This window comes from Kitasatospora misakiensis, from assembly GCF_042656005.1.
Lineage (GTDB): Bacteria > Actinomycetota > Actinomycetes > Streptomycetales > Streptomycetaceae > Kitasatospora > Kitasatospora misakiensis.
In genome coordinates this window covers 35,074-59,486 of the sequence record NZ_JBHSOF010000035.1, presented here as the reverse complement: position 1 = coordinate 59,486, position 24,413 = coordinate 35,074, and the positions used below count along the sequence as shown (strand labels likewise).

15 protein-coding genes, 1 pseudogene and 1 riboswitch are annotated in these 24,413 nt (G+C 74.0%); of the genes and pseudogenes, 7 read left to right on the top strand and 9 right to left on the bottom strand.

The genetic code is table 11. The annotated features are described in order from the left end of the window. Positions 1–225 precede the first annotated feature (225 nt). Both ACFP3U_RS24275 and ACFP3U_RS24270 read left to right on the top strand, forming a co-directional pair. On the top strand, positions 226–2,988 hold the full coding sequence (locus ACFP3U_RS24275; protein WP_380227755.1) for a helix-turn-helix transcriptional regulator: 2,763 nt from the start codon (positions 226–228) through the stop codon (positions 2,986–2,988). A 156-nt stretch (positions 2,989–3,144) separates the two neighbouring features. After that, positions 3,145–3,792: pseudogene (locus ACFP3U_RS24270) on the top strand (sigma-70 family RNA polymerase sigma factor); the annotation flags it as partial. Positions 3,793–3,844: 52 nt separating this feature from the next. Here the strand turns inward: ACFP3U_RS24270 and ACFP3U_RS24265 are convergent. Beyond that, a complete protein-coding gene (locus ACFP3U_RS24265; RefSeq protein ID WP_380227754.1) occupies positions 3,845–4,720 on the bottom strand; it encodes a ribosome-inactivating family protein in 876 nt (291 codons plus the stop codon). Positions 4,721–4,843: 123 nt separating this feature from the next. Beyond that, complete coding sequence (locus ACFP3U_RS24260; RefSeq protein WP_380227753.1) at positions 4,844–5,281, bottom strand: hypothetical protein; 438 nt, start codon at positions 5,279–5,281, stop codon at positions 4,844–4,846. A 252-nt stretch (positions 5,282–5,533) separates the two neighbouring features. Between ACFP3U_RS24260 and ACFP3U_RS24255 the strand changes: the two genes are divergently transcribed. The 4 genes from ACFP3U_RS24255 (at position 5,534) to ACFP3U_RS24240 (ending at position 11,002) form a co-directional block, all read left to right on the top strand. After that, positions 5,534–6,451 (top strand): MBL fold metallo-hydrolase, encoded by a 918-nt coding sequence (locus ACFP3U_RS24255; RefSeq protein WP_380227752.1) that lies wholly within the window; start codon positions 5,534–5,536, stop codon positions 6,449–6,451. A 139-nt stretch (positions 6,452–6,590) separates the two neighbouring features. Further along, positions 6,591–7,856, top strand: a complete 1,266-nt coding sequence (locus ACFP3U_RS24250) for a cytochrome P450 family protein (protein WP_380227751.1) — start codon at positions 6,591–6,593, stop codon at positions 7,854–7,856. Positions 7,857–8,031: 175 nt separating this feature from the next. Next, a complete protein-coding gene (locus ACFP3U_RS24245) occupies positions 8,032–8,796 on the top strand; it encodes a hypothetical protein (RefSeq protein WP_380227750.1) in 765 nt (254 codons plus the stop codon). Positions 8,797–8,839: 43 nt separating this feature from the next. Beyond that, positions 8,840–11,002 carry a bifunctional polysaccharide deacetylase/glycosyltransferase family 2 protein gene (locus tag ACFP3U_RS24240; RefSeq protein ID WP_380227749.1) on the top strand — a complete coding sequence of 721 codons (2,163 nt, stop codon included), beginning with the start codon at positions 8,840–8,842 and terminating at the stop codon, positions 11,000–11,002. Between the two features lie 84 nt (positions 11,003–11,086). On the opposite strand, the gene ACFP3U_RS24235 is transcribed toward ACFP3U_RS24240, so the two are convergent. Next, on the bottom strand, positions 11,087–13,981 hold the full coding sequence (locus ACFP3U_RS24235) for an N-acetylmuramoyl-L-alanine amidase (protein ID WP_380227748.1): 2,895 nt from the start codon (positions 13,979–13,981) through the stop codon (positions 11,087–11,089). Between the two features lie 377 nt (positions 13,982–14,358). On the opposite strand from ACFP3U_RS24235, the gene ACFP3U_RS24230 reads away from it, so the two are divergent. Then, on the top strand, positions 14,359–17,604 hold the full coding sequence (locus ACFP3U_RS24230) for a discoidin domain-containing protein (RefSeq protein WP_380227747.1): 3,246 nt from the start codon (positions 14,359–14,361) through the stop codon (positions 17,602–17,604). 132 nt (positions 17,605–17,736) lie between these two features. Here the strand turns inward: ACFP3U_RS24230 and ACFP3U_RS24225 are convergent, their stop codons facing one another. From ACFP3U_RS24225 to ACFP3U_RS24200, 6 genes are all read right to left on the bottom strand, one after another. Continuing rightward, positions 17,737–18,768, bottom strand: coding sequence for an ABC transporter substrate-binding protein (locus ACFP3U_RS24225; RefSeq protein WP_380227746.1), 1,032 nt, complete (start codon positions 18,766–18,768; stop codon positions 17,737–17,739). A 62-nt stretch (positions 18,769–18,830) separates the two neighbouring features. Next, positions 18,831–19,415, bottom strand: a complete 585-nt coding sequence (locus ACFP3U_RS24220) for an ABC transporter permease (RefSeq protein WP_380227781.1) — start codon at positions 19,413–19,415, stop codon at positions 18,831–18,833. A 359-nt stretch (positions 19,416–19,774) separates the two neighbouring features. Continuing rightward, on the bottom strand, positions 19,775–20,995 hold the full coding sequence (locus ACFP3U_RS24215) for an MFS transporter (protein WP_380227745.1): 1,221 nt from the start codon (positions 20,993–20,995) through the stop codon (positions 19,775–19,777). After that, entirely contained in the window at positions 20,992–21,804 is an 813-nt protein-coding gene (locus tag ACFP3U_RS24210; protein ID WP_380227744.1) for an LLM class F420-dependent oxidoreductase, read from the bottom strand. Before ACFP3U_RS24210 ends, ACFP3U_RS24215 begins: the two co-directional genes overlap by 4 nt. A gap of 97 nt (positions 21,805–21,901) precedes the next feature. After that, the gene (locus ACFP3U_RS24205; protein WP_380227743.1) at positions 21,902–22,921 is read right to left on the bottom strand and encodes a zinc-dependent alcohol dehydrogenase; all 1,020 of its coding nucleotides are present in this window, start codon (positions 22,919–22,921) and stop codon (positions 21,902–21,904) included. Positions 22,922–23,118: 197 nt separating this feature from the next. After that, positions 23,119–23,694: a ribonuclease FAU-1 family protein gene (locus ACFP3U_RS24200; RefSeq protein ID WP_380227742.1), complete on the bottom strand. Its 576-nt coding sequence runs from the start codon at positions 23,692–23,694 to the stop codon at positions 23,119–23,121. A 466-nt stretch (positions 23,695–24,160) separates the two neighbouring features. Next, positions 24,161–24,291: riboswitch (FMN riboswitch) on the top strand. Positions 24,292–24,413: the final 122 nt, after the last annotated feature.

Here is a 24,413-nt window from a genome sequence, read left to right as displayed (position 1 = left end):
CCCTGGGACCCCCGGACCCCCCGTAGCCCTGGGACCCCCGGACCCCCGGGAGCCCCGGGCCTCGACCCTCCCGGACCCCCGGCACCCCCCGGTGACACCCGGGGGTCGACCCGGGGTTTCCCGGGCGCCGGCCCCCGGGCCGGGGCGGCAGGGTGGGCCCGGCGGCCCCGACCGGGGCGGCCCACCGGGCCCGGGCCCGGCGGGGACCGAAGGGGAGGCCGGCCCATGATGCAGGAGATGCTGGGGCGCAGCCGCGAGTGCGGGGCGCTGGAGGAGTTGCTCGACGCCGTGCGCGGCGGCGGGAGCCGGATCCTGGTGCTCCGCGGCGAGCCGGGCGTGGGGAAGACCAGGCTGCTGGAGCACGCCGCCACCCGGGCGCGGGGCCTCCGGACCGCCCGGGTCACCGGCGTCCAGTCCGAGATGGAGCTCCCGTACGCCGGGCTCCACCAGCTGTGCGCCCCGTTCCTGGACCGGCTCGGCCGCCTGCCGGCCCCGCAGCGCGACGCGCTGGGCACCGCGTTCGGCCTGACCGCCGGCACCCCGCCGGACCGCTTCCTGGTCGGCCTCGCCGTGCTCAGCCTGCTCGCCGACGCCGCCGGACAGGACCCGCTGCTCTGCCTCGTCGACGACGCCCAGTGGCTGGACGAGGTCTCCGTGCAGACGCTGGCCTTCGTCGCCCGGCGCCTGCTCGCCGAGCGGATCGGCCTGGTCCTCGCCGTGCGCGAGCCGTCCCTGGAGCCCCGGTTCACCGGGCTGCCGCAGCTCACGGTCGGACGGCTCGGCGACAGCGACGCCCGCGCCCTGCTGGACTCCGCCGTCCCGGGCCGGCTCGACGAGCGGGTCCGCGACCGCATCGTCGCCGAGACCCAGGGCAACCCCCTGGCCCTGCTCGAACTGCCCCGCGGGCTCGGCCCCGAGGAGCTGGCCGGCGGCTTCGGACGCCCCGACGCGCGTCCGCTGGCCGGGCAGATCGAGCAGAGCTTCGTGCACCGGATCCGGGCCCTGCCGCCCGCCGCCCGGCACCTGCTGCTGCTCGCCGCGGCCGAACCGGTCGGCGACGTCGCCCTGCTGGCCGAGGCCGCCGCCCTGCTGGGCATCGAGGACTCCGCCGCCCCGTCGGCCGAGGCCGCGGGCCTGGTCACGATCGGCACCCGGGTGCGGTTCCGGCACCCCGTGGTGCGCTCGGCCGCCTACCGGGCCGCCGCGCCCGAGGCCCGGCAGCGGGTGCACCGGGCGCTGGCCGAGGCGACCGACCCGGACACCGATCCCGACCGCCGCGCCTGGCACCTCGCCAACGCCACCGCGTGGCCCGACGAGGAGGTCGCCGCCGAACTGGAGCGCTCCGCCGACCGGGCGCAGGCCCGCGGCGGGGTCGCGGCCGCCGCCGCGTTCCTGGAACGGGCGGCCGAGCTCACCCCCGACCCGGCCGACCGCGCCGGCCGGGCCCTGGCGGCCGCCCACGCCAAGTACCAGGCCGGCGGCTACGACACCGCGCGCGAACTGCTGGACGCCGCCGCCCTCGGCCCGCTGGACGAGCGCCGGCTCGCCCAGGCGGAGCTGCTGCGCGGGCGGATCGTCTTCGCCTCCCAGAACGCCGGCAGCGCCCTGCCGGTGCTGGTGCGGGCAGCCGGCCGCCTGGAGGCACTGGACACCGGACTCGCCCAGCAGACCTACCGCGACGCGCTGCACGCCGCCCTCATCATCGACCGGCCGCCGAGCGGCGCCGCGCTGGCCGACATCGCCCGGGCCGCGCTCGCCGCACCGCCCGGGCCGCCCCCGGAGCGCCACGACCTGCTGCTGCGCGGCCTGGCCGCGATGACCGTCGACGGCTACCGGGCGGGCGCGCCCACCGTGCTGCGCGCCCTGGGCGCCCTGTGCACCGAGGAGGTCTCGGCGGAGGAGGGCCTCGGCTGGTTCCCGCTCGCCGCCCGGATGGCCTTCAACGTCTGGGACTTCGACAGCAACACGGTGCTCTCCGCGCGCCTGGTCGAGCTGGCCCGCGGGACGGGCGCGCTGTCGGTGCTGCCGTCGGCCCTGCTGCAGCTCGTCTCCAACCGCGTCCTGGCCGGCGAACTCGACCACGCGGACGCGCTGATCGCCGAGGCGCGGGCGATCGGCGAGGCCACCGGCAGCCGCTACCTCGCCCACTACGCCTCCCTGGTGACCGAGCCGTGGCGGGGCCGGGAGGCCGAGGTGCTCAAAGCGACCGACGCCATGGCCCGGGACGCCGGCGGCCCCCACTGCGGCAGGCCGGACGAGGTCCCCGGCTCCGGCGAGTGGGCGAAGGCCGCGCTGTACAACGGACTCGGCCGCTACGAGGAGGCCTGCGCCGCCGCCGAACGCGCCGCGGAGCGCCTCCAGGAGCTCGGCCTCGCGATCAGGTCGACGGTCGAACTGGTCGAGGCCGCCGCCCGCAGCGGCCGGCCGGCCCGCGCCGCCGAGGCGGCCCACCGGGTCGCCGAGCTGGCCCGGGCCAGCGGCACCGACTGGGCCCTCGGCACCTCCGCCATGGTGCGCGCCCAGGTGAACGCGGGAGCGGCCGCCGAGGCCCTCCACCGGGAGGCCGTCGAACGCCTGGGCCGCACCGGGGTCCGGATCACCCACGCCCGCGCCCATCTGCTCTACGGCGAGTGGCTGCGGCGGGAGAACCGCCGGGCCGACGCCCGCGAGCACCTGGGCACCGCCTACCGGGTGCTCAGCCGGATCGGGGTCGAGGGCTTCGCGGAGCGCGCCTGGCGGGAGCTGCGTGCCACCGGCGCGACGGCGCCCCGGCGCCCGACCGAGTCACGGACCGGGCTCACCGCCCAGGAGACCCAGATCGCGCGCCTGGCCGGGGGCGGGATGACCAACCCCGAGATCGGGGCCCAGCTGTTCCTCAGCCCGCACACGGTGGAGTGGCACCTGCGGAAGGTGTACACGAAGCTCGGCGTCACCTCCCGCAAGCAGCTCGGCGGCGCCCTGCTCGACGGCGCGGCGGCCACGGCCTGAGCCCCCGCCCCCGCGCGGGCCCCGGTACCCCGGGGTGCCCGCCCCCGGTACCCCGGGGCGGCGGACCAGGCACTTTCCGGGGCGTCACGGCGGGGGCCGCGGAGGGAGCGTGTTCCTCGGGGCATCGACGGATGCCGCAGGCGAAACGGAGCCCTGATGAGCGTGTTGACAGACCTGCACCTGCCCGGGACGCGTCCGGACACCCGGCCGTCCGCCCGGGAGGCCGGCCTGGACGAGGCCGCGGCCGTCTTCGAGGGGCTGCGGCCCCGCCTCTTCGGCGCCGCGTACCGGATCCTGGGCAGCGCGGTCGAGGCGGAGGACGTGGTCCAGGACGTGTGGCTGCGCTGGCAGCTGACCGACCGCTCGGCGGTGGTCAGCCCGGTGGCCTTCCTGTTACGCGCCACCACCCGGCTGGCCCTCAACGTGACCCAGTCCGCCCGGTCGCGCCGCCAGACCCCGCTCGGCTCCTGGCTGCCCGAGCCCGTCGACACCGGCGGCGACCCGGAGGCCGGCGTCCAGCGGGCGGAGGAGCTGGCGTCCGCGCTGCTCGTGGTCCTGGAGCGGCTGACGCCCACGGAGCGGGCGGTGTACATCCTGCGCGAGGCCTTCGAGTACGCCAACACCGACATCGCCGCGATGCTGCGCCTCAGCGCCGTCAACGTCCGCCAGATCACCAGCCGGGCCCGCCGCCGGCTGGCCGCCGAGCAGCGGGAGGTCGTCGACCCGACGGAGCACCGGCGGCTGCTGGCGGCCTTCGTCGCGGCCGCCCGGGCCGGGGACACCGCCGCCCTGGAGTCGCTGCTGGCGGCGCGCTGAACGGGCCTCCCGGCGGCGGCCGGGAGGCCCCGAAGGCCCGTTATCGGAGGATCAATCGCAGGTGGTCCCGGACGTCCTGCCAGGTGGCGAACGTACCCACGCCGTTGACGGTCAGCGGCGGCGTGGACGGGACGGTGGTGAGGTCGATCGCGAACTTGGAGATGGATCCCCAGGCGCCGCGCAGCGCCCGCAGCCGGGGGTTCGATATCTCGAAGAACGCGCCGCCGCTGCGCCCGGCGATCACCGGGTCCCAGGCGTCGCGGAAGTCGGTGAACCGGGCCGCCTCGAAGAAGGCGCCGATCAGCTTGAGCAGCGCCCGGGCGACGACGGCCCGGCCGGCGGCGTCGCCCATCTGCTGGTCGGCCTTGCCGACGGTCTCGGCCGAGCCGATGAAGCCGTTCAGCCACTCGATCGACGGCTCGTCCCCGGCGGTGGAGACGAGCGAGCCGTAACTGCCGCCGAAGGCCAGCTTGTTCACCTGGCCGCCGCGGCCCATCTCGGTGCGCACGTTCTCCGAGGCGTCGTTGAACGCGTACAGCTTGCCGCTCCTGGTGCGGAAGCCGCCGACGTAGAGGTTGGCCGGGTTGAAGTAGAGGCTCGACAGCTCGTCGCCGTCGCGGTCCTGGATCCGCAGCGCGATCAGGCCGGGCGGCGCCGCCTGGGTGAGGTAGACGTCGTCGTCGCGGAACGACCGCCCCGCCGCCTGGCGGAGGCGGTTGACCGCCGTGTGGTACCCGGCGATGTTGCCCCCGGTGTAGTTGTAGTCGAGTTTCACCTCCACGACCTTGGTGGTGCCGTCGGGCGTGTCCGCCGACGCCGGGGACGCGGCCCCGAGGCCGGGGACGGCGACCGCGGCGGCCACGGCGAACGCGAGCAGGGCGCGAACCCCGCGGCGCTTGAGAACTGTTGTCGTCATCAGGTGCTCCCGATAGGTGGTGCCGAGCCCGAGGGCCCGGCGTCGGAGGGGGCGTTCCCGCTCCCGTAGAGGAAGACCGGGAACGCCCCCCGTTCTGTGACAAACCGTCAATTATCGGTCTGCCTAGGAAACTTTGGAGATGAGGGAGAGGCGGTTGAAGTCGGCCTTGGGCGAGCACTGGGCCTTGATGTCGTCGATCGCCCGCTGCAGGCCGGCGGTGTCGTCGGCCCCGTCGTCCGCGCGCACCCCGTAGGTGGCGGCGAGCTTCTGCGGGGATATGCGGCAGGCGGCGTCCTCGATGAGGGCCGACTCGCCGCGCGGCAGGTCCTGCCCGCCCCGGTAGCCGACGCGGGACCAGTCCGGCATGCCGCTCGGCGGGGAGGTGCGGTTGGCGTAGCTGAGGTCCGGCTCCTCCTCGGCGGCGGAGGCGGCCTCGGACGCCGCTGTCGGTAGGGAGACCGCCGGTGGGGCGGGTGGCGGGGCCGCGGTGGCCAGTTCCGGTGCCGCGAAGGGGATCACCAGGGCGGCCAGGAGGGCCGCCACTGGTCGGAGGTGTTTCACATGGCCTCGTTTCCTGCGTCGTCGCGCGTCGTCGTGCGTCGCGTGGGAGCGGGGCGTCCGTTCCCCGGCAGCAAGACCGAGCTGGAGCAGCATCTGTGACAGAGCGTCATTTCCGGCCACGAGGCCGCCGCCGGCCGGGGGCGGGTGTCACAGACCGGACCGCTCGCCGGTCTGTAGGGGTGACTGGACGGTGCGGCCCGCGGTGGCGCCGTCGAGGCCTCCCGGCTGACGCCCTTCGTAAGGAGAACACCCATGACCCAGGCCAACCTCGCCCACCCCGACGCGCCGGGACTCGACGAACTGGTGCCGTCGCGCTACGCGTTGAAGGTCGGCGACATCGACGTGCGGGTGATCAGCGACGGGGTGCTGCCGATCTCCCCCACGACGCTGGCCACCAACGCCGCCCCGGCCGACCTGAAGGCCTGGCTCCAGGACATGTACCTGCCGCTGGAGTCGATCAACTGGCCGCTGAACGTGTCCGTGGTGCGCAGCGGCGGCCGGACCATCCTCGTCGACTCCGGCCTCGGGACGGAGTTCCCGGGCTTCCCGCGCGCCGGGCAGCTGGCCGCGCGACTGGATGCCGCCGGGATCGACCCCGCGTCGGTGACCGACGTGGTCCTCACCCACCTGCACATGGACCACATCGGCGGGCTGCTCGTCGAGGGGCTGCGGGGTCGGCTGCGCAAGGACCTGCGGGTCCACCTGGCCTCGGCCGAGGCCGAGTTCTGGGAGGCGCCCGACTTCTCCCGGACCGACATGCCCGACCCGGTGCCGGACGTGCTCCGCACGACCGCCTCGCGCTTCCTCGACCTGTACCGCGGCCAGTTGCGGCCCTTCGAGCAGGAGTACGAGGTGGCGCCGGGCGTCCTGATCCGCCGCACCGGCGGTCACACTCCCGGCCACAGCATCATCCGCCTGGAGTCCGGCGGCGACCGGCTGACCTTCGCGGGCGACGCCATCTTCCAGTGCGGGGACCGGAAGCCCGACTGGCACAACGGCTTCGACCACGACCCGGAGGAGTCCTCCCGCATCCGGACCCGGCTCCTGACGGAAATGGCGGCGTCCGGCGAGCAGTTGATGGCCAGTCACCTGCCGTTCCCGTCCGTCTGCCACGTGGCGGACGCCGGCAGCGGCACCTTCCGCTTCGTGCCGGCGGTCTGGGACTACTGACCGGCCGACTGCCCGTCCGACCGTCCGACCGTCCGACCGTCCGACCCGGACACCCCGCCGTGCGCAGGAGGTCGACCCCGCCGACTTCCTGCGCACGGCGCTGCCCGCGCACGCGTACCGCATCGACCGGAGGACCCCTGTGGAGCATCTCGTACTGGACCTGACCGCGCCCGACCCGATCGTGCTCGACCCGACCGGCCGCGCCCGTGAGGCCGAGACCGCCGAGCTGATCGCCCGAGGCCCGGCCACACCGGTCGACATCCTGGGCGTCCGGGCCTGGTCGGTGTCCGACCCCGTGCTGCTGGAGGAACTGCTCAAGGACCCCCGGGTCTCCAAGGACGGCCTGCTGCACTGGCCCGCGTACGACGAGGCGGTGCGGACCTGGCCGCTGGCCCTCTGGGTGAGCGTGCGCAACATGTTCAACGCGCACGGCGCCGACCACCGGCGGCTGCGCCGACTGGTGAGCAACGCCTTCACACCGCGCCAGATCACCGCGCTGACGGCGCGCGTCGAGGAGCTGACCGAGGCCCTGCTGGACGAGCTGGCCGCGACCGCCCCCGGCGAGGTGGTGGACCTGCGCGAGCGGTTCGCCCATCCGCTGCCGATCCGGGTCATCTCCCATCTGCTCGGCCTGCCGCACGAATACACCGAGGGCTTCCGGGAGGTGGTCGACAAGGTGTTCTCCACCACCCTCACCCCCGAGGAGTCGGCGGCCAACGGAGCGGCGTTCCAGGCCATGCTGGAGGAGCTGATCGCCGCCAGGCGCCGCGTGCCGGGCGAGGACATGACCTCCCTGCTGATCGCCGCCCGCGACACCGAGTCCGACGGCGGCTCCGCCGTACTGAGCGAGGAGGAGTTGCGCGACACCCTGCTGCTGATCGTCACGGCCGGCTACGAGACCACCGTCAACCTGATCGACAACGGCATCACCGCCCTGCTCACCCACCCCGACCAGCTCGCCCTGGTGCGCGCGGGCGAGGCCGGCTGGGACGAGGTGGTGGAGGAGACCCTGCGCCGCGACGCCCCGCTCGCCCACCTGCCGCTGCGCTTCGCGGTGGAGGACATCGAGCTGCCCGGCGGCGTGACGGTACGCCGGGGCGAGCCGATCCTGGGCGGCTACGCGGCAGCGGGGCGCCACCCGGCGCGGTACGGGGACAGCGGCGCCGCGTTCGACGTCACCCGGCCGCTCAAGGACCACCTCGCCTTCGGCCACGGCCCGCACTTCTGCCTCGGCGCCCCGCTGGCCCGCCTGGAGGGCCGCACCGCGCTGAGCAGGCTGTTCGCGCGCTTCCCCGACCTCGCCTTCGCCCCGGACACCTGGCTGGAGCCGGTCGACTCGCTGATCTCCAACGGCCACCGCGCGCTGCCGGTCCTCCTCGGCGAGCCGGCCTCGGCGGCCTCCTGACGGTCCGGGGCCGGACGTCGTACAGCGGGGACCGAGCGTGCCCCGTCGAGGAGGGTGTGACAGCGGGACGGGTGTCGGCGCTTAACAGGTACGGCCTCCTCGCCGCGCGATCCGCCGGGATCTGTGGGTCGGGCCGTGGTGACCCCGTGAACCGACAACCCTTGGACTCGACATCGTGCCCGTCACGTCGTACGGCCCGTGGCCGACCGCTGAGGACCACGCCCAGCCCCCGTTGGTCCCGAGGTACTTCCCCGCGCCCCCGCCCGGCCACCCGGATGCCGTGGCGCCGACCGGGGACTTCGGCGTCGCGGACGATCCCGGGGACCACGTTCCATGGCCCGACCAGGACCCGGACACCGCCGAGCTGCCGACCGCCACCGCCGTCGGGCAGGAGCGGGCCGGGGAGGAGCGGGCCGCGCCCCCGCCCCCGCCCGTGTTCGTCGACGCCTCCGGCCGCCGCCAGCGTCGGATCCGCCGGCTCGGGGCGGTACTGGCCGTGCCGGCCGGCGGGTACCTGCTCCTGCTGGGCAGCACCCTGCTCGGTGGACCGACCGTGAACGCACCGTTCCTCCCACTGCCCCAGCCGCCCGCGCCGAGCACGCCGGCCGCGGAGCCCACGCCGTCCGCCGCGCCGGCCGACACCCCCGAAGCCGCGGCTGGGGCCGAGGCGGCGCCCGCGCCCGGCCGCCCGCGCACGACGGCGCCCTCGCCGGCCCGCCGCAGCACCACCCCGTCCTCCTCTCCGGCCACGGCCGACGGGGCGACACCGGCCGAACCGGCCGCCGGCCCGACCGGCGACCCCGCTCCGGACGCCGCCACCACGGCACCGCCGAAGCCCACGACCGCCGCGACGCCGACGCCCGGGCACGGCCGCCCGACCACCCCGCCGGGCAACTCGGGCAACTCGGGGAACTCGGGCAACAAGCCCGGCAAGCCCTGACACCACCTCCGTACGAACACCCCCGCACCCCGAGAGAAGCACCATGAGCACAGCCCGCCGACGACGGCCCGCCGCACCCGGCCGCCCCCGAAGAGGCCGGCGCGGCGTCGTCCGACAGGGCCCGCTGCGCACCCACTGGCAGCTGCTGACGGCCCTGCTGCTGATGCTCTCCGGTGCCCTGCTGCTCCAGGGCTATGTCCAGCACGGCTTCGACGACCGCCCGGACGGGTCGGTCACGCACCCGGGCGCGACCACCGTCCCGGCGGCGATCCGCGAGGGCGGGCCGGTGATCGACGCCGACGGCCCGCAGCCGCGCAGCGCCGCCCCCGCGCCCGGCACCGTCGCCCTCACCTTCGACGACGGCCCCGACCCGACGTGGACCCCGCGGATCCTCGACGTCCTGCGCCGGGAGGGGGTGCGCGCCACGTTCTTCGTGGTCGGCACCCAGGCCGCCGAGCACCCGGACCTGGTCCGCCGGATCGTCGCCGAGGGCCACCAGATCGGTGTGCACACCTTCACCCACACCGACCTCGGTGAGGCGTCCGCCTGGCGCCGCTCGCTGGAGCTGCGCGAGAGCCAGCTCGTCCTGGCCGGTGCGGCCGGCGTCACCAGCTCCCTCCTGCGACCGCCGTACTCCGCCGGCCCGGACGCCCTGGACGACCGCCAGTGGGAGGCCGTACGGCAGGCCGGGAAGGCGGGATACCTGACCGTACTCACCACGCAGGACAGCGAGGACTGGCGCCGCCCGGGGACGGTGCGGATCCTGGAGAACCTCGACGAGGCCCCCGGCGGCCCGGGGCGGATCGTGCTCATGCACGACGCGGGCGGCGACCGCTCGCAGACCGTGGCGGCGCTCTCGACCCTGCTGCCGCAGCTGAAGGCGCGCGGCCTGCGACTCGCCACCGTCAGCGAAGCCGTAGGCCTCGCCGACCCCGTGCACCGGGCCACGGCCGCCGACCGCTGGCAGGGGACGGCGTTCCTCTGGATCCTCCGGGGCGGCGACTGGACGCTCACCGTCCTGGGCTGGCTGCTCTGGGCGGCGGGCGCGATCAGCGTGCTGCGCGCCGTCGCCGTCCTGGTGGCGGCCCGCCGGCACAAGCGGCTGCGCCGCCGCCCCTGGGGGCCGCCGGTCACCGAGCCGGTCAGCGTGATCGTGCCCGCGTACAACGAGTCCGCCGGGATCGAGGCCGCGCTGCGCTCGCTGCTCGCCTCCGACCACCCGGTGGAGCTGATCGTGGTCGACGACGGCTCCACCGACGGCACCGCCGATCTGGTCGAGTCCTTGAACCTGCCGTACACCCGGGTGATCCGGCAGCAGAACGCCGGCAAGCCGGCCGCCCTCAACACCGGTATCGCCGCCGCCCGGGCGGAGCTGCTGGTGATGGTCGACGGCGACACCGTGTTCGAGCCGGACGCCGTCCGCCACCTGGTGCAGCCGTTCGCCGACCCCTCGGTCGGGGCGGTGTCCGGCAACGCCAAGGTGATCAACCGCGGTGGCCTGCTGGGCCGTTGGCAGCACATCGAGTACGTGGTCGGCTTCAACCTGGACCGCCGGCTCTTCGACCTCGCCGAGTGCATGCCCACCGTGCCGGGCGCGGTCGGCGCCTTCCGCCGCTCCGCCCTGTCGGCGGTCGGCGGGGTCGGCGAGGAGACCCTCGCCGAGGACACCGACCTCACCATGGCACTCTGCCGCGCCGGCTGGCGGGTCGTCTACGAGGAGAAGGCCAGGGCGTGGACGGAGGCGCCCGCCTCACTGAGCGCCCTGTGGCGCCAGCGCTACCGCTGGTGCTACGGCACCCTGCAGGCGATGTGGAAGCACCGCGGCGCCCTCGTCCAGGGCGGACAGGCGGGCAAGCTCGGCCGGCGCGGGCTGCTCTACCTGCTCATGTTCCAGGTCCTCCTGCCGCTGCTCGCCCCGGTGGTCGACCTCTTCGCCCTGTACGGGCTGGCCTTCCTCGACCCGACGCGGATCCTCGGCCTGTGGGCCGCCTTCCTGCTGCTCCAACTACTGATGGGCGCCTACGCGTTCCGGCTGGACCGGGAACGCCTCGGCCCCCTGTGGAGCCTGCCGCTGCAGCAGTTCGTCTACCGCCAGCTGATGTACCTCGTGGTGATCCAGTCCGTCTCCACCGCCACCGCCGGCTCCCGGCTCCGCTGGCAGCGGATGCAGCGCTACGGCACACTCCGGCTCCCGGCGGACGGCTGAGCCGCCGGGCGCGGCCGGGAAACGCCACAGGGGCGGCGCGCCGTATCGGCGGGCCGCCCCCGTGGTGTAACAGGGCGGGTCAGGTCAGATGCCGGCCACCGCCACGGTGCTGACCGGGTCGATCGGCCCGGCCGCACCCGGGGACTGGGTGTCCTGCCAGCCCGACCAGACCCCGGCGGCGTAGTCGCCGTTGGCGTTGAGGATCCGCCCGCCGGAGACGCCGAACAGCCGGAGGCTGCTGCCGGTGTAGGTGACGGCGAGCTTGGTCAGCGACACGGTCTGCCCGGTACTGGCGGAGACGTCACCCCAGCCGCTCCAGCGGCCCGCCGCGTAGTCGGCGGTGGCCTGCTTGACCCTGCCGTCGACCAGGGCCAGCAGGTGCTGCTGCGAACCGACGGCGACGGCCGCCAGGCCGCTGACCGTACCGTTCAGCGGGCCGACCGCGCCGGTGATGTCGCCGTAGCCCCAGACGCCCCGGTTGTAGTCGGCGTCGGCGCCGTGGATCCGGCCGTCGGTCCCGATGCCGTTGATGTGCATCACGTTGCCGTTGGCGGTCGCCGCGATCTTGGTCAGCGCGCCGGCGGGCAGGCCGAGCACGTCGGAGATGTCGCCCCACTGGGACCAGCGGCCCGCCGAGTAGTCGGCGGCCGCCTCCAGCAGTCGGCCACCGGAGACGACGACCACGTGCATCGTGTTGCCGGTGGCCGCGACCGTCACCTCGCTCACGGGGGAGGAGAGCGGACCGGCGAGGCCGCCGACCTGCAGGTCGAACCAGGTGCTCCACTCGCCCGTGTAGAGGTTCCGGTCGGCGGTGTAGACATGCCCGTTGGCGACCGTCACGGCGTGCAGCTGGCTGCCCATGTACAGCAGGGTGAAGCTCTGATTGGGGTCCGCCGCGCCACCGGTGGCCGGGATCGCGTGGTACTTCTCCCAGACGCCGCGGGTGTAGTTGGCGCCGGCGTTGACCGAGCCGCTGCTGGTCTGCGCCAGCAGCTGCACCCGCTCGCCGCCGGCCAGCACGTCGGTCGGCGCCGGCACGAGGTCGACGTCGTCGGCCGAGACGAAGGCGAGCCGGTGGTTGTACCGGATCGGGTAGTACCGGACGCCGCCGGTGACCCAGGTGCGGTCGTTCGCCGCGCTGCCGTTGATGGTCGGGGCGTAGTAGAAGTCACCCTGGACCGGCGTGGTGGCGGCCGGCACGTACCGCTGGCCGGCGGACAGGGTGTAGTCCAGCGCGACGATGTTCGGGTTCGGCGCCGGGACCCCGGCCGCCGAGAAGGCGGCCCACTCCGGGTAGGAACGGCCGTAGACCGCGACGCTGCTCAGGCCGGCCTTGGGGGTGAGGACGTACTGGCCGGAGCGGTTGTCGGCGGTGGCGATGGAGCCGTCGTTCCAGAACCAGGCCTTCTGGCCGTTGTACCAGATGGCGGTCCACTGCCCCTGGAGGTCGGCGACCACGTAGCTGCCGCCGGCCACCGCCTTGTCGCTCCAGTCCGAGGCGCTCTGGGTGCCGCTGCCGATCAGCGAGCCGCCGGGGGAGTTGTACAGGTAGACGAAGTTCGCCGGCTGGGACGGGGCGTTGCTGATCACCGGCCGGTAGGCGTTGGAGAACGGCGGGTGGATGGTGATCCGGCCGCCGATCACGTACCCCTGGTCCGGCGTGACGCTCCCGCCGACCAGGTCCATGTAGTGGTTCCAGTCCCAGAACGTGCCCGGGTCCCAGTGCATGCCCTTCACGGAGCTCTGGATCGGCCCCGGGACCTCGTCGTGGCCGATGATGTGCTCGCGGTCCAGCGGGACGCCGAACCGGTCGGCCAGGTAGCGGGTGAGGGTCGCCGAGGACTGGTACAGCTGCTCCGAGTACCAGCTGGCCCCGCTCAGCGCGTAGCCCTCGTGCTCGATGCCCACGCTGCGCATGTTGACGGTCTTGTTGCCCGCGTGCCAGGCGACGTTCTTGTTCGCCACCATCTGCGTGACGTGTCCGTCGCTGGAGCGCAGCAGGTAGTGCGCGCTGGCCAGGGTGGCCGGGTTCTGGAAGGTCGCCAGCGAGCCCGCGTAGCCGCCCTCGGTGTCGTGGATGACGATGTAGTCGATCTCCGAACCGGAGCGGTTGGCGACCGAGTAGTTGCCGAAGTCGTTCACGTCGGCGCTGTTCTGCGCGTAGGCGGCCGGCTTGAAGTCGCAGTTCAGCGAGGACGGGCACTCGATCGGGTCGGCGGCCCCGGCGGCGGGTGCGGCAGTCCCGTCGGCCTCGGCGGCCGGTGCGGCGAGCGCGTTCTCCCGAGCCGCCGGCCGGCTCCCCGCGCCGCGGTCGACGGCCGGGCTGTGCGCGGCGGCGGTCGGGTCGGCGGCCAGCGTCAGGCGCTGGCCCTCGGAGGTGGTCCGGGTCGCGCCGGTCTTCAGGGTGCCGAACACCCGGTCGGCGAACTCCCGCCCCTCGGCGGAGTCCTGGCCGTCCGCACCGCCGTTGCTGAAACGGACGACCGCCCCGTACCAGGCGGCCGGGTCGGCGGACAGCGGCGCCTTGGCCCGGCGCTGCTGCTCGGCGAGGAACGCGGCGCCGCCGCGGATGCTCTGCAGGGTGTTCTCGCGCAGCTCCGCCGCGGGCCGGCCGATCAGCCCGGCCGCGGCCTCCAGGGTGTGCAGCGCGGGGCCGTCGACCGGCGGCGCCGGGGCGGGCACCGCCCTCGGCGTCGCCGAGGGGTCGCCGTCACCGCGCAGGTCGACCTCCGGCTCGGCGGTGGCCTGGGCCGCCGCGACGGCCGCCGGGTCGACCTGGGTGAGGCCCATCACGTTGTAGTTGCCGGTGGTGCTCGGGCGGCCCTGGTGCGACTCCCAGCGGGTCTCCTGGTAGGAGACGGCCAGCAGGATGCTCTCCGGGACCTTGAACTCCTTGGCCGCGGCGGCGAACTGGGCCTGCAGCCCGGCGGTCGGCGCGGCCGGGGCCGCCGTGGCGTACGTGGCACCGCTCGCCACCATGCCGAGCGCGGTGGCCGAAGCCGCCGCGACCGCCGCCGCGCGGAGCGGCGAGCGTGGCCGCGGTATACGAGATCGATGAGTCAACTCTCTGTCCCCCCATGTTCGACCGGATCGAATTCGAAGGCGAACGTATCAGCGCCGACCGACAGCACCGCACGCGGGCCCAGGGCGTGTCTGGCGGTGGGGTACCCGCGTCACCCCGTAGGGCGTGTCCGATCGTCCGGACGGGCCGTCAGCCGGTACCCCGCCCCGGCCCGCCGGAAATCCGCGCGCCGTTCCCGCAAACGATTTCCGTCCGGATGCGTCCTCGGATACGACTGTCCGTGTGCATCGGACCTCGGTGCGGAAGCGGAGTCACCAATTCAGTGGGGGACATTGTGAGAAAAACGCCCATAAGGGTTTCCATAGCCGCGTCGGCGTGCCTGCTGCTGGCGGCCGCCCTTCCCGGCGGGGCCGCCGCGGCGGCGGCGCCCTCGGTCTGGGTCGCCGACGGGGCCGACCACGTCTTCTCGTCCTCGCCGGTGCCCGAGCGCCCGGCGAACGCGGTGACGCTGTTCGCCGCGCGCAACGAAGTCCAGGCCGCCCAGATCGCCGTGCGCTCGTCGGCGACGCTGACCAGCCTGTCGGTACGGGCGAGCGACCTCACCGGGCCGGGGGGAGCGGTGATCCCCTCCTCGCGGATCACCGTGCGCCGGGAGTACGACCACCCGAACGTCGACGTGGTCCGGAGCGGTCACCAGCAGGATCCGCCGGGCGGCGGCACGCACTACTACGACGCGCTCGTCGAGAACGCCATCGAGGATCCGTTGGCGGCGAACACCACGCAGCCCTTCCACTACAGCGTGGCGGTGCCCACCGGCCAGGCGCCCGGAACCTACACCGGCAGGGCCACCGTGGAGAGCTCGGCCGGTCCGGTGGACGTGCCGGTCTCCGTGACGGTGTACGACGTCGAACTGCCCCCGGCGAACCGCTCGACGTTCCGGATGAACAACTGGTTCACCTCCGCGGGCTGGGACTACGACTGGACGGCGCGTTCGATCCCCGAGCAGTACGTGGACGCGGAGGGCAACAAGGTCGAGGCGTTCTCCGAGGCCTGGTGGACGCTGATGGGGAACTTCGCCAAGAACCTCGCCAAGCACCGCAACAATGTCGTCTTCGCGGACTTCCAGGGCCTTTCCCTTCCCGACACCACGATCGTGAACGAAAAGCCCGTCTTCACCTGGAAGAATTTCGACCGTTTCGTCCAGCTCTTCCAGGACGCCGGCGCACTCCAGTACATCTACACCCCCCATCTCCTGGAGAGCAACGGAAAGACCCTTGAGGCGCTCGTCGACGCCGGCTCCGGCGACGGCAAGGTGAAGCTGGGCTACCTGACCCCGGGCTCGCCCGAGGCCACCAGCTACGTCGACGCCGTGCTCCCCCAGTTGAAGGCCCACCTCGACACCAAGTGCCTGGACGCGGGGCCGACCTGCGCCCCCGGCCGCCGGTGGAGCGACGCCTTCTACCTGAGCGCCGTCGACGAGCCCAACGGCGGGGACGAGAGCGCCGCCGCCGCCGCGGTCTGGCTCTACGAGCGCTACCACGCGGTCTTCCCCCAGGGCCTGTCCAACGAGGCCCACCACGCGGTCGTCCCGTCGATCGACGCCGCCCTCGGCAGCATCACGCCGGTCGGCGACAACCACTACGACGCGAACGCCGGCTACTACCAGAGCCGACGCCTCGCCGGGAAGGACCTCTGGCTCTACTACTGCACCAACCCGAAGGACGGCCACCTCAACCGCTACATCAGCTACCCGCTCGCCGACTCCCGCCTGACGCCGTGGATGGTCTCGGCCGTCGGCGGCAAGGGCTTCCTCCACTGGGGCTGGAACATCTGGACGAACGACCGGACGCACGAGAAGCTCGACACCTTCGGCGGCACGAACGACGGTGACTACTACCTGGTGCGCCCGAACAACAAGGACGGTGCCCTCGACGTCTACGACAGCATGCGCAGCGAGGCGCTGCTGGCGGGAATCCAGGACTACGAACTGCTGGGGCAGCTCGCGGCCGTCAAGCCGGTCCTGGCCCGGGCCCTGACCTCCTCGCTGATCACCAGCACCACCGAGTTCACCACCTCGGGCGCGGAGATCAGCCACCGCCACAAGCAGATCCTGGACGCCCTCACCACCGCGGGTCCCGACGCCTCCTACCCGTTCGTCGACGACTTCTCCTCCGGTGGCGACACCGAGTGGCGCCACATCCGCGGCGACTGGTCGGTCACCGGTGACCAGGCGTACGTGCAGGGCGACCCGGCCGCCGACTGGGACACCGTCTCCGGGGTGGCCGGGCGCACCTACGGCGACGTCGCCGCCTCCGTCGACGTCCGGATCACCGGCGTCAACGAGGCGGGCGGGGACACCAACTGGGCGGGCCTGACCGTCCACAGCCAGAACCCGACCGACCGGCAGACCGGCTACCTGGTGGCCCTGCGCAACAACGGCGAGGTGTTCGTCCAGCGCAGCGGCGCCACCCTCGGCACGGCGACCGTGCCCGGCTACACCCCCGGCCAGGCGGTCAGCCTGCGCGTCCTCACCCGGGGCTCCACCCTGGAGGTGTACGCGGGAGCGACGCGACTGATCTCCCTCACCGACGCGAGCTATCCGGTCGGCAACGTCGGCCTCGCCACCGGCGGCGCCTCCGCGCGCTTCGACGACGTCCGGCTCAATCCCGGCACCAACCCCGCCGAGGGCGCCGCCGTCACCGCCTCCAGCAGCTACGAGGCCGACGGCTGGGGCAGGAACGCGCTCACCGACGGCCGCCGCTCGCTGCCGACCGGCACCAACGGCTGGAGCAGCATCGACAACCTGTCCACCGACCACACCGAGTCGGTGACGGTGGACCTCGGTGCCCGCCGCCGGATCAGCCGCCTCGACCTCTACGGGCGCGCCGACGGGGCCAACACCGGTCTGGGCTTCCCGGTCGACTTCACCGTCCAGGTGTCGGCCGACAACGCCAACTGGACCACCGTCGCCGACGAGCGCGACCACCCGAGGCCCGACGCGTCCGCGCAGTCCTTCCCGTTCGCGCCCACCGACGTCCGCTACGTCAAGGTCACCGGGACCAGGCTGCGCACCGACCCGGCCGGCAACTACCATATGCAGTTGGCCGAGATCGAGGCCGCCGGCGAGAACCTGGCCGCCAACCGGCCGGTGACCGCTTCGAGTTCCGTCGAGGCCGAGGGGTGGCGGCGTACCGCCGCCACCGACGGTGTGCGGAACTCGGCCCAGGGCTACTCGATGGGCTGGAGCAGCCTCAAGTCGCCCACGGCGGCGGCGAACGAGTGGATCTCCGTCGACCTGCAGAGCGCGAGCCTGGTCAGCGAGGTCCGGCTCACCCCGCGCACCGACGGGGCGAACACCGGGCTTGGCTTCCCGGTCGACTTCACCGTCCAGGTGTCGCCCGACAACGTCAACTGGACGACCGTCGCCGACCGGCGCGACCAGCCGAGGCCGGGTGCCGCCGCTCAGGTCCTCCCGTTCGCGCCGACCACGGCCCGCTACGTGCGGATCACGGGGACCAGGCTCGGGGTCGACCAGTTCGGTGACCGCTACATGCAGCTGGGCGAGATCGGCGTCAGCTGACCGACGGCCGCGCCGACGACCAGCTGACAACCGATAGCCGACGACCGACGGCCCCGGTCCGGAGCGATCCGGACCGGGGCCGTCGGCGTCCTTCGCCGTACGAGGAGACGCGGCGGTGCGTGAAGTGGGGGGTTACGGCAGGTAGTTGTTGCTGAAGGCGTCGGTGGGGGTGACGGGCTTGTCGATCAGGCCGGCGTCCTTCATGAAGGTGGCCATCTTGTCCCAGGTGGCCGGGTCGTTGAGGCCGGGCTTGCCGGCGGTGGGGGGCTGCATCAGCGGGGTGGTGGCCTTGAGGACGGCGAGGGCGGAGTCCTGCTGCTTCTGGTCGTTCATGCCCGGGATGTAGGTCTTGCTGATCGACACCGCCTCGTCGGGGTGGTCGATGGTGTACTGCACGCCGCGCAGGGTGGCCGCCACGAACTTGCGGACGTCGTCGCCGCGCTGGTCCAGGGTGGCCTTGGTGGCGCCGAGGCCGGCCGCGACCAGGGGCAGGGCCGAGGCGTCGCCGGTGCCCTCGACAGGGCGGACGGCGAGGCCGGCCTGCTGGAACTGGACGGCGTCGTTGTTGAGGTAGCCCATCACGGCGTCGACCTTCTTGCCGACCAGGGCGGCCTGCTGGGTGAAGCCGATGTGCTGGACGTTGACGTCCTTGGCGGTCAGTCCGCCGGCCTTCAGCTGGGCCAGCAGGCCGAAGTAGGTCTCGCCGTAGGGGCCGGGGGTGCCGACGCTGTGGCCGCGCAGGTCCGCGATCGTGTGGATCGGGGAGTCCTGCGGCACCAGCATCGCCACCGGGTAGGTGTGGTAGAGGGTGGCGATGTCGACGACCGGCAGGTCCTTGGCCCGGGCCTGGAGCATCTCGTCGCCGCCGGCGTAGACCACGTCCTCCTGGCCGCCGGTCAGGGCGCCGAACAGGTCGTCGGTGAAGCTGTGGTGACGAAGCGTCACCTTGAGCCCGGCCTCCTTGTAGAAGCCCTTGCTCTCCGCCACGTAGAAGGGGGCGAACTGGATGTTCGGGATGTAGGTGAGGCCGACGGTGACGGCGCCGCCGGCCTTGCCGTCCGAGGACTTGGCGGCGGTCGGGTCGGAGGCGCAGGCCGAGAGCGTGGCGCTGCCCGCGAGGAGGAGGGCGAGCGCTCCGGCGGTGCGGGCGGTGGTCTTGGGCATGCGGCAGTCCTTGTTCGTAGGGTTGTTGGCAGAACGGGAACAGGAGCGGGAAGGGAAGGGGCTCAGCGGTCCACGGTCAGCTCGACCAGCCGGACGGTTCCGTACGTGGCGGCGGCCAGCAGGGTGAGGGTGAGCAGCGAGACGAACAGGCCGGTCGAGTTGGCCTGGCCGCGCTGGACGGCCAGCAGCTGGCCGAGGCCCTCGCCGCCCATCACGAACTCGCCGACCACCGCGCCGGTGATGGAGAGCGTGCACCCGGTGCGCACCCCGGCGAGGATGCTCGGCAGCGCCAGCGGGAACTCGATGTGGCGCAGCATGCCCCACCGGCCCACCCCGTCGACCCGGGCGGCGTTGAGCACGTCGGGGTCGAGCTCGCGCAGGCCGAGCATGGTGTTGACCAGCATCGGGAAGAAGACCAGCAGCGCGCAGAGGATCGCGATCGGCAGCAGCCCGTACCCGATCCAGAGGGCGAGCAGCGGCGCGAGCGCCACCGCGGGGACGGCCTGGGAGGCGGCGAGGTAGGGCTGGAGGGCGCGCGCGGCGATGGTGCTGCGGGCCATCAGGTAGCCGAGCGGCAGGGCCGCCGCGATGCCCAGGCCGCTGCCGGCGGCGCTCTCCACGACGGTCTGCCAGGTGTAGCCGAGCAGTCCGCCGTCGGTGATCGCGTCGACCCAGGCCTGGGCGACGGTGCCGGGGGAGGGCAGGAAGAACGCCGAGACGGCCTTGGTCCGGGTGACGACGTCCCAGGCGCCCAGCAGGATCAGGCCGAACACCAGCGGCGGCAGCACCGTCGCCGGCCGGCCGGTGGTCCGGGCGGAGCGGCCGGGGGCGGCGGCCCGGGGCACCGGGGTGGCGGCCGGTGCCGGAGGTGTCCGGCGGGCGGTCTCCGGCGCGGTCTTCGGCTCGGTCGTCAGCTCGGTCTTCAGCTCTGACACGGAAGCTCCGTTCGTCTCCCCGTACGCAGGGTGGGTGGTTCTGGCACCGGGCCGCGGCCGGCTCGGTGCGCTCATCGGGCCGCGTGGCGCAGCAGGAGGGTGACGGCCAGGACCACCGCGGCGCCCGCGGCGAGCGCGAGCCAGCCCGTGCCGGTGCCGGTGGCCGTCACGACCGCGATGCCCAGCGGTGGCCCGACGGCCGTCCCCGTGCTCCAGGCCAGCGAGGACAGTGCACTGCCCCGGCCGAGCGAGGCGGGGCCCGAGAACCGTACCAGCAGCGGAAAGAACGCCGAGGAGTAGGCGATTTCGCCGATCGCGAAGAGCGCGGCGAAGGCGGCCAGCAGGGCGGTCCTGGCCGCGCCGTCGGTGGCCGTCGCGAGGGCGCCCGCGCCGAACGCGGCGCACCACAGCAGTGGCGCCGCGATCAGGGCGGCCTCCTCGGCCAGCGCTTCGAGGCGCCGGGCGACGGGGTGCTGGAGCAGCAGCAGGACGAGGGCGTTGCCGGCGGTGACCGCGCTGACGCCGGCCAGGCCGATGCCCATGCCGTGGTGCAGCAGCAGCGGGACGGTCGCCTCGATCTGGGTGAAGCCGGCGGTCGCGAAGAGCGCCTGGGCGAGCATCAGCAGGGCGATCGGGCGGCTGCGCAGCAGCGTCCGGTAGCTCTGCGGGTCGGGTACAGCGTCGGGTATGGCTGGCGCGGCCGGACGGCGCCGGTGGACCAGGAGGAAGAGCACGGCGAGCGGCACCGAGGCGGCGGCGGCCGCCTCGTACAGCCAGGGCAGGGTGCCCGCCGGCCGGCCGGCGGCGAGCAGCAGCCCGCCGCCGGTGGCGCCCAGGCCCATGCCGGCGTTGGTCATCACATGGCGCAGCACGAAGGCGCGGCGCTGCGCCGCGGCCGGCACCAGGGCGGTGACCACCCCGGTGATGGCCGCGTACTGCAGCCCGTAGCCGACGCCCGCGAGCAGGCCGGCGGCCGTCACGGGCAGGCTGCCGCCCGCCGCGCCGAGCAGCGCGTACGAGAGGACCAGCGAGGTGGTGCCGACCGCGCCGACCGCCGCCGCGCTGCCCCGGTCGGCCCGGGGGCCGCCGAGGACCGCGGCGGCGCACCCGGCGGCGGCCATCGCCACGAAGTAGCTGCCGGCGCCGGTTCCGCCCAGCCCGAGCTGGTCGCTGATGTAGATGCTGGTCAGCGGGAAGACCAGGCCGATGCCGGCGCTGGACGCCAGCAGGGCGGCCATCAGGCCGTGGAACCCGGCGCCGGGACGCCCGCCCGGCTGCCCGGCTCCGCTCATCGGCCGGCCAGGCCGTCGCGCAGGGCGAGCAGCTCGCGGACCGGGGCGAGGTCGAACGGGCCGGGGACGGAGACGATGATCTCGGTGGCGCCGGCCGCCGCGAACGCCTCGGCCAGGCCGGTCTGCGGGGCGTCGATCATCACGGTGCGGCCGATCTCGCGCGGGTCGCGGCCGACCTTGGCGCACCAGTCGTCGAGCAGGCCGCTGCGGCGGGCGAACTCGGCCACCGGGTCGGTGGAGTCCCAGCCGTACCAGTTCCACAGGTCGGCGTAGCGGGCCACGGCCTGCAGGGTGCGCTTCTCGCCGCCGCCGCCGATGAGGATCGGCAGCGGGCCGACCGGCGCCGGGTTGAGCCGGGTCAGACGGTCGCGGATCGCGGTGACGGCCTCCTCGAAGGCGTCGATCCGGCCGCCGGGGCCGGGGAAGGGGTAGCCGTACTCGCGGTGCTCCTGCTCGAACCAGCCGGCGCCGACGCCGAGCACCAGACGGCCGCCGCTGAGCAGGTCGACGGTGCGGGCCTGGTCGGCGAGCAGGTGGGGGTTGCGGTAGGCGGTGCAGGTCACCAGGGAGCCGATGGTGGCCCGGCTGGTCTCGACGGCCATCGCGGCCAGCAGCGACCAGCACTCGTAGTGGCGGCCGGCGGGGTCGCCGGTCTGCGGCATGAAGTGGTCCCAGGTCCACAGCGAGTCGACGCCGAGCTCGTCGGCGGCGCGCCAGGCGGCCCGCAGGTCGGCCAGGTCGCAGTGCTGGGGGTGGAGCTGGGCGCCGATCCGCAGGGTGGGGCGGGTGGCGGCGGGGGTGGTGCTCATGGGGGTCTCCTGGTGGTGCGGGTGCGGGTGGGTGTCCGACGCCTGGAGGGCGTCCGACGGGGTGTCAGGAGGGTGGAGGGTGGTGAGGGGTGGAGGGTCAGCGGGGCTCGACGAAGACCCGGAACACCGGCGAGCCGGAGCTCTCGGTCAACGCCTTGTCCACGTCGGCCAGTTCGTGGCGCGAGGTGACCAGCGGGGCCAGCCGGTCGGCGAGCGTTCCGCCGCGCAGCAGGGCGGCGGCGGCCCGCCAGTCGGCGGGCTCCTGGCTGTACGAGCCGGTCACGGTGAGCTGGCGGCGGTGCACCTCGTAGCCGGGCAGGACGGCGTCGGGGGTGTCGTGGGAGCCGCCGAAGAGGACCAGCCGGGCGCCGTCGGCCGCGGCGCGGAAGCCGGCGGCGATCGCCTCGCGGGAGGCGATGGTGACGAACACCACGTCGGCCTTGGGGAGTTCGTCGATCTCCTCGGGCGTCACGGCGTGGTCGGCGCCGGCCGCCAGGGCCGCGGTGCGGCGGGTCCCGTCGGTCTCGATCACGGTGACCGAGCGGGCCTGGTGGTGCTTGCCGAGCAGCAGGTGCAGCCGGCCCATGAAGCCGCCGCCGATCACCGCGACCCGGTCGCCGGGCTGGAAGGAGCCGCGCCGGAACGAGTGGACGACGCAGGCCAGCGGCTCGCCCATGGCGGCGTGCAGCGGGTCGGCGTCGCCGACCGGCCAGGCGTGGGCGGCCGGCACCCGGACGTACTCGGCGAGCCCGGCGCCCATGCTGATGCTGCCGTCCGGCAGCAGGCTGCCCTGCGGGGACGCGCAGATGGCGCTGTTGCCGGAGCGGCAGTGGCGGCAGGTGCCGCAGCGGGTCAGCAGGTCCACGGTGACCAGGTCGCCGACGGCGGGGGCGTCCTCCAGCGCGGCGGCGCGCGCGCCGACCTGCTCGATCCGGCCGGACACCTCGTGGCCGGCGGCCACGGGGTAGACGGGCATGGCACCGGTGTAGAGCTTGGCCTCCATGGTGCAGAGGCCGCAGGCGGCGATCCGGACGAGCACGTCGTCCTCGCCGATCTCGGGGCGCGGGGTCTCGCGGATCTCGACGGAGCCGGGGGAGGTCACCAGGGCTATGCGCATCGGTCGTTCCTTTCGCGGTGCTGTGGTGCTGCGGTGCGGTGGTGCAGCGGTGCGGGCTGCGGTGGGATGCCGCGCTACCGCGCTGCCGGGGCACGGGTGGTGCCCCGACGGGCCCGGGCGGTCGGGTGGACCGTCGGACGGCGGGGGGGGTCGGTTCAGGCCGGTCGGTTCAGGGCGGTCGGCTCAGGGCGGTCGGCTCAGGCCGAGGGAGGGGGAGCGGTCCACCGCTCGGCGGGTCGCCAGTGCGTCCACCGGTCGCTCCACCAGGTGTCGCCGCGGTCGATCCGGGCGGCGAGCGCGGCGGCCTCGGCGCGGACGGCGGCGGCCTGTTCGGGGGTGAAGCCGCCGGTGCGGGCGCGCTCCTCGAAGGCCTCGACGTCCTTCCAGTGGTACGGGCCGCCGTCCGCCGGGATCCAGAGGTCGAGTTCGTGGTCGAGGGTGTCGACGCCGTCGGCGGTGATCCGGTACGGGTCCTGGAAGTTGACGTACCAGCCGGAGAGTTCGTCGGTCGCCGGGTCGCGGAAGGCCCAGACGGCGTAGGCCTCGCCGGGGCGCTGCAACTGGAGGACGCCGGGGCTGCGCCAGCGGTCGGCGACGGTGCTCCAGCCGTGCGGGCCCCAGCTGAACTCGCCCTCGCCGAAGGAGAGTCGGGTGTCGTGGGCCAGGTACACGGCGAGCAGGTCGGGTTCGTGGGTGACGACCCGGACGGGGTAGCTCAGCCAGACCCGTCCGTCGAGGATCTCCCGGCGCGGGACGACCTGCCCGGGCGTCAACCGTGCGGAAGCGGGCAGGGCTGCGCCGGGGTCGGTTGCGGGGCAGGGGTCGGGGTCGCTTGCGGGCCCGGCCGCGCCTCGGCCGGAATCGTCGCCGGCGGGCACGGCGAAGCGCCTCGGACCCTTCGAAGGATCGTGCATGAACGTCTTGCTCCCCCGTTTCGCAATGCCGCCCCCGGAACGCGGGCAGCGAAACTCCGGCCCCCGCCGGAGTGCCGCACGCCTGCCCCTCGAACCCCTTCCCCGGTCGGTTCGACGCAGGTCGAACGGGGGTCTCTACTCGTGGGTAGGCATCGGCGGTCCGGATTTTAAGCACGCCTGTCGAGCATTGGCAATGCCCCGCCGATTGGCGGGTGCGGGAACCCCCCGGTGGACGGTGTGATGCAGCCCACGGCTTCACCGGTTGACCGATGTCTTGTCAAGATCGCGGCAGGTGTGCGAGGTTGACGGGCGTTGTTCAAGACGTTTGCGCACTCCGGGGTCGGTGAAATTCCGAACCGGCGGTTACAGTCCGCGACCCGTCCGCCGCCAGCGGCCGGTTGACCAGGTGAAATTCCTGGACCGACGGTTAAAGTCCGGAAGGGAGGCAGTGCGCGGCGAGCAGGTTTTTCCGATGGCCGGGGGAGTCCCCGTCGGCCCGTCGGTCGCGGGCCGCTTCCGCCGAATGCGGTCGAAGGCCGTCCCTGCACGCCCATGCTCCATCAGCCCCGGAAGTCCGC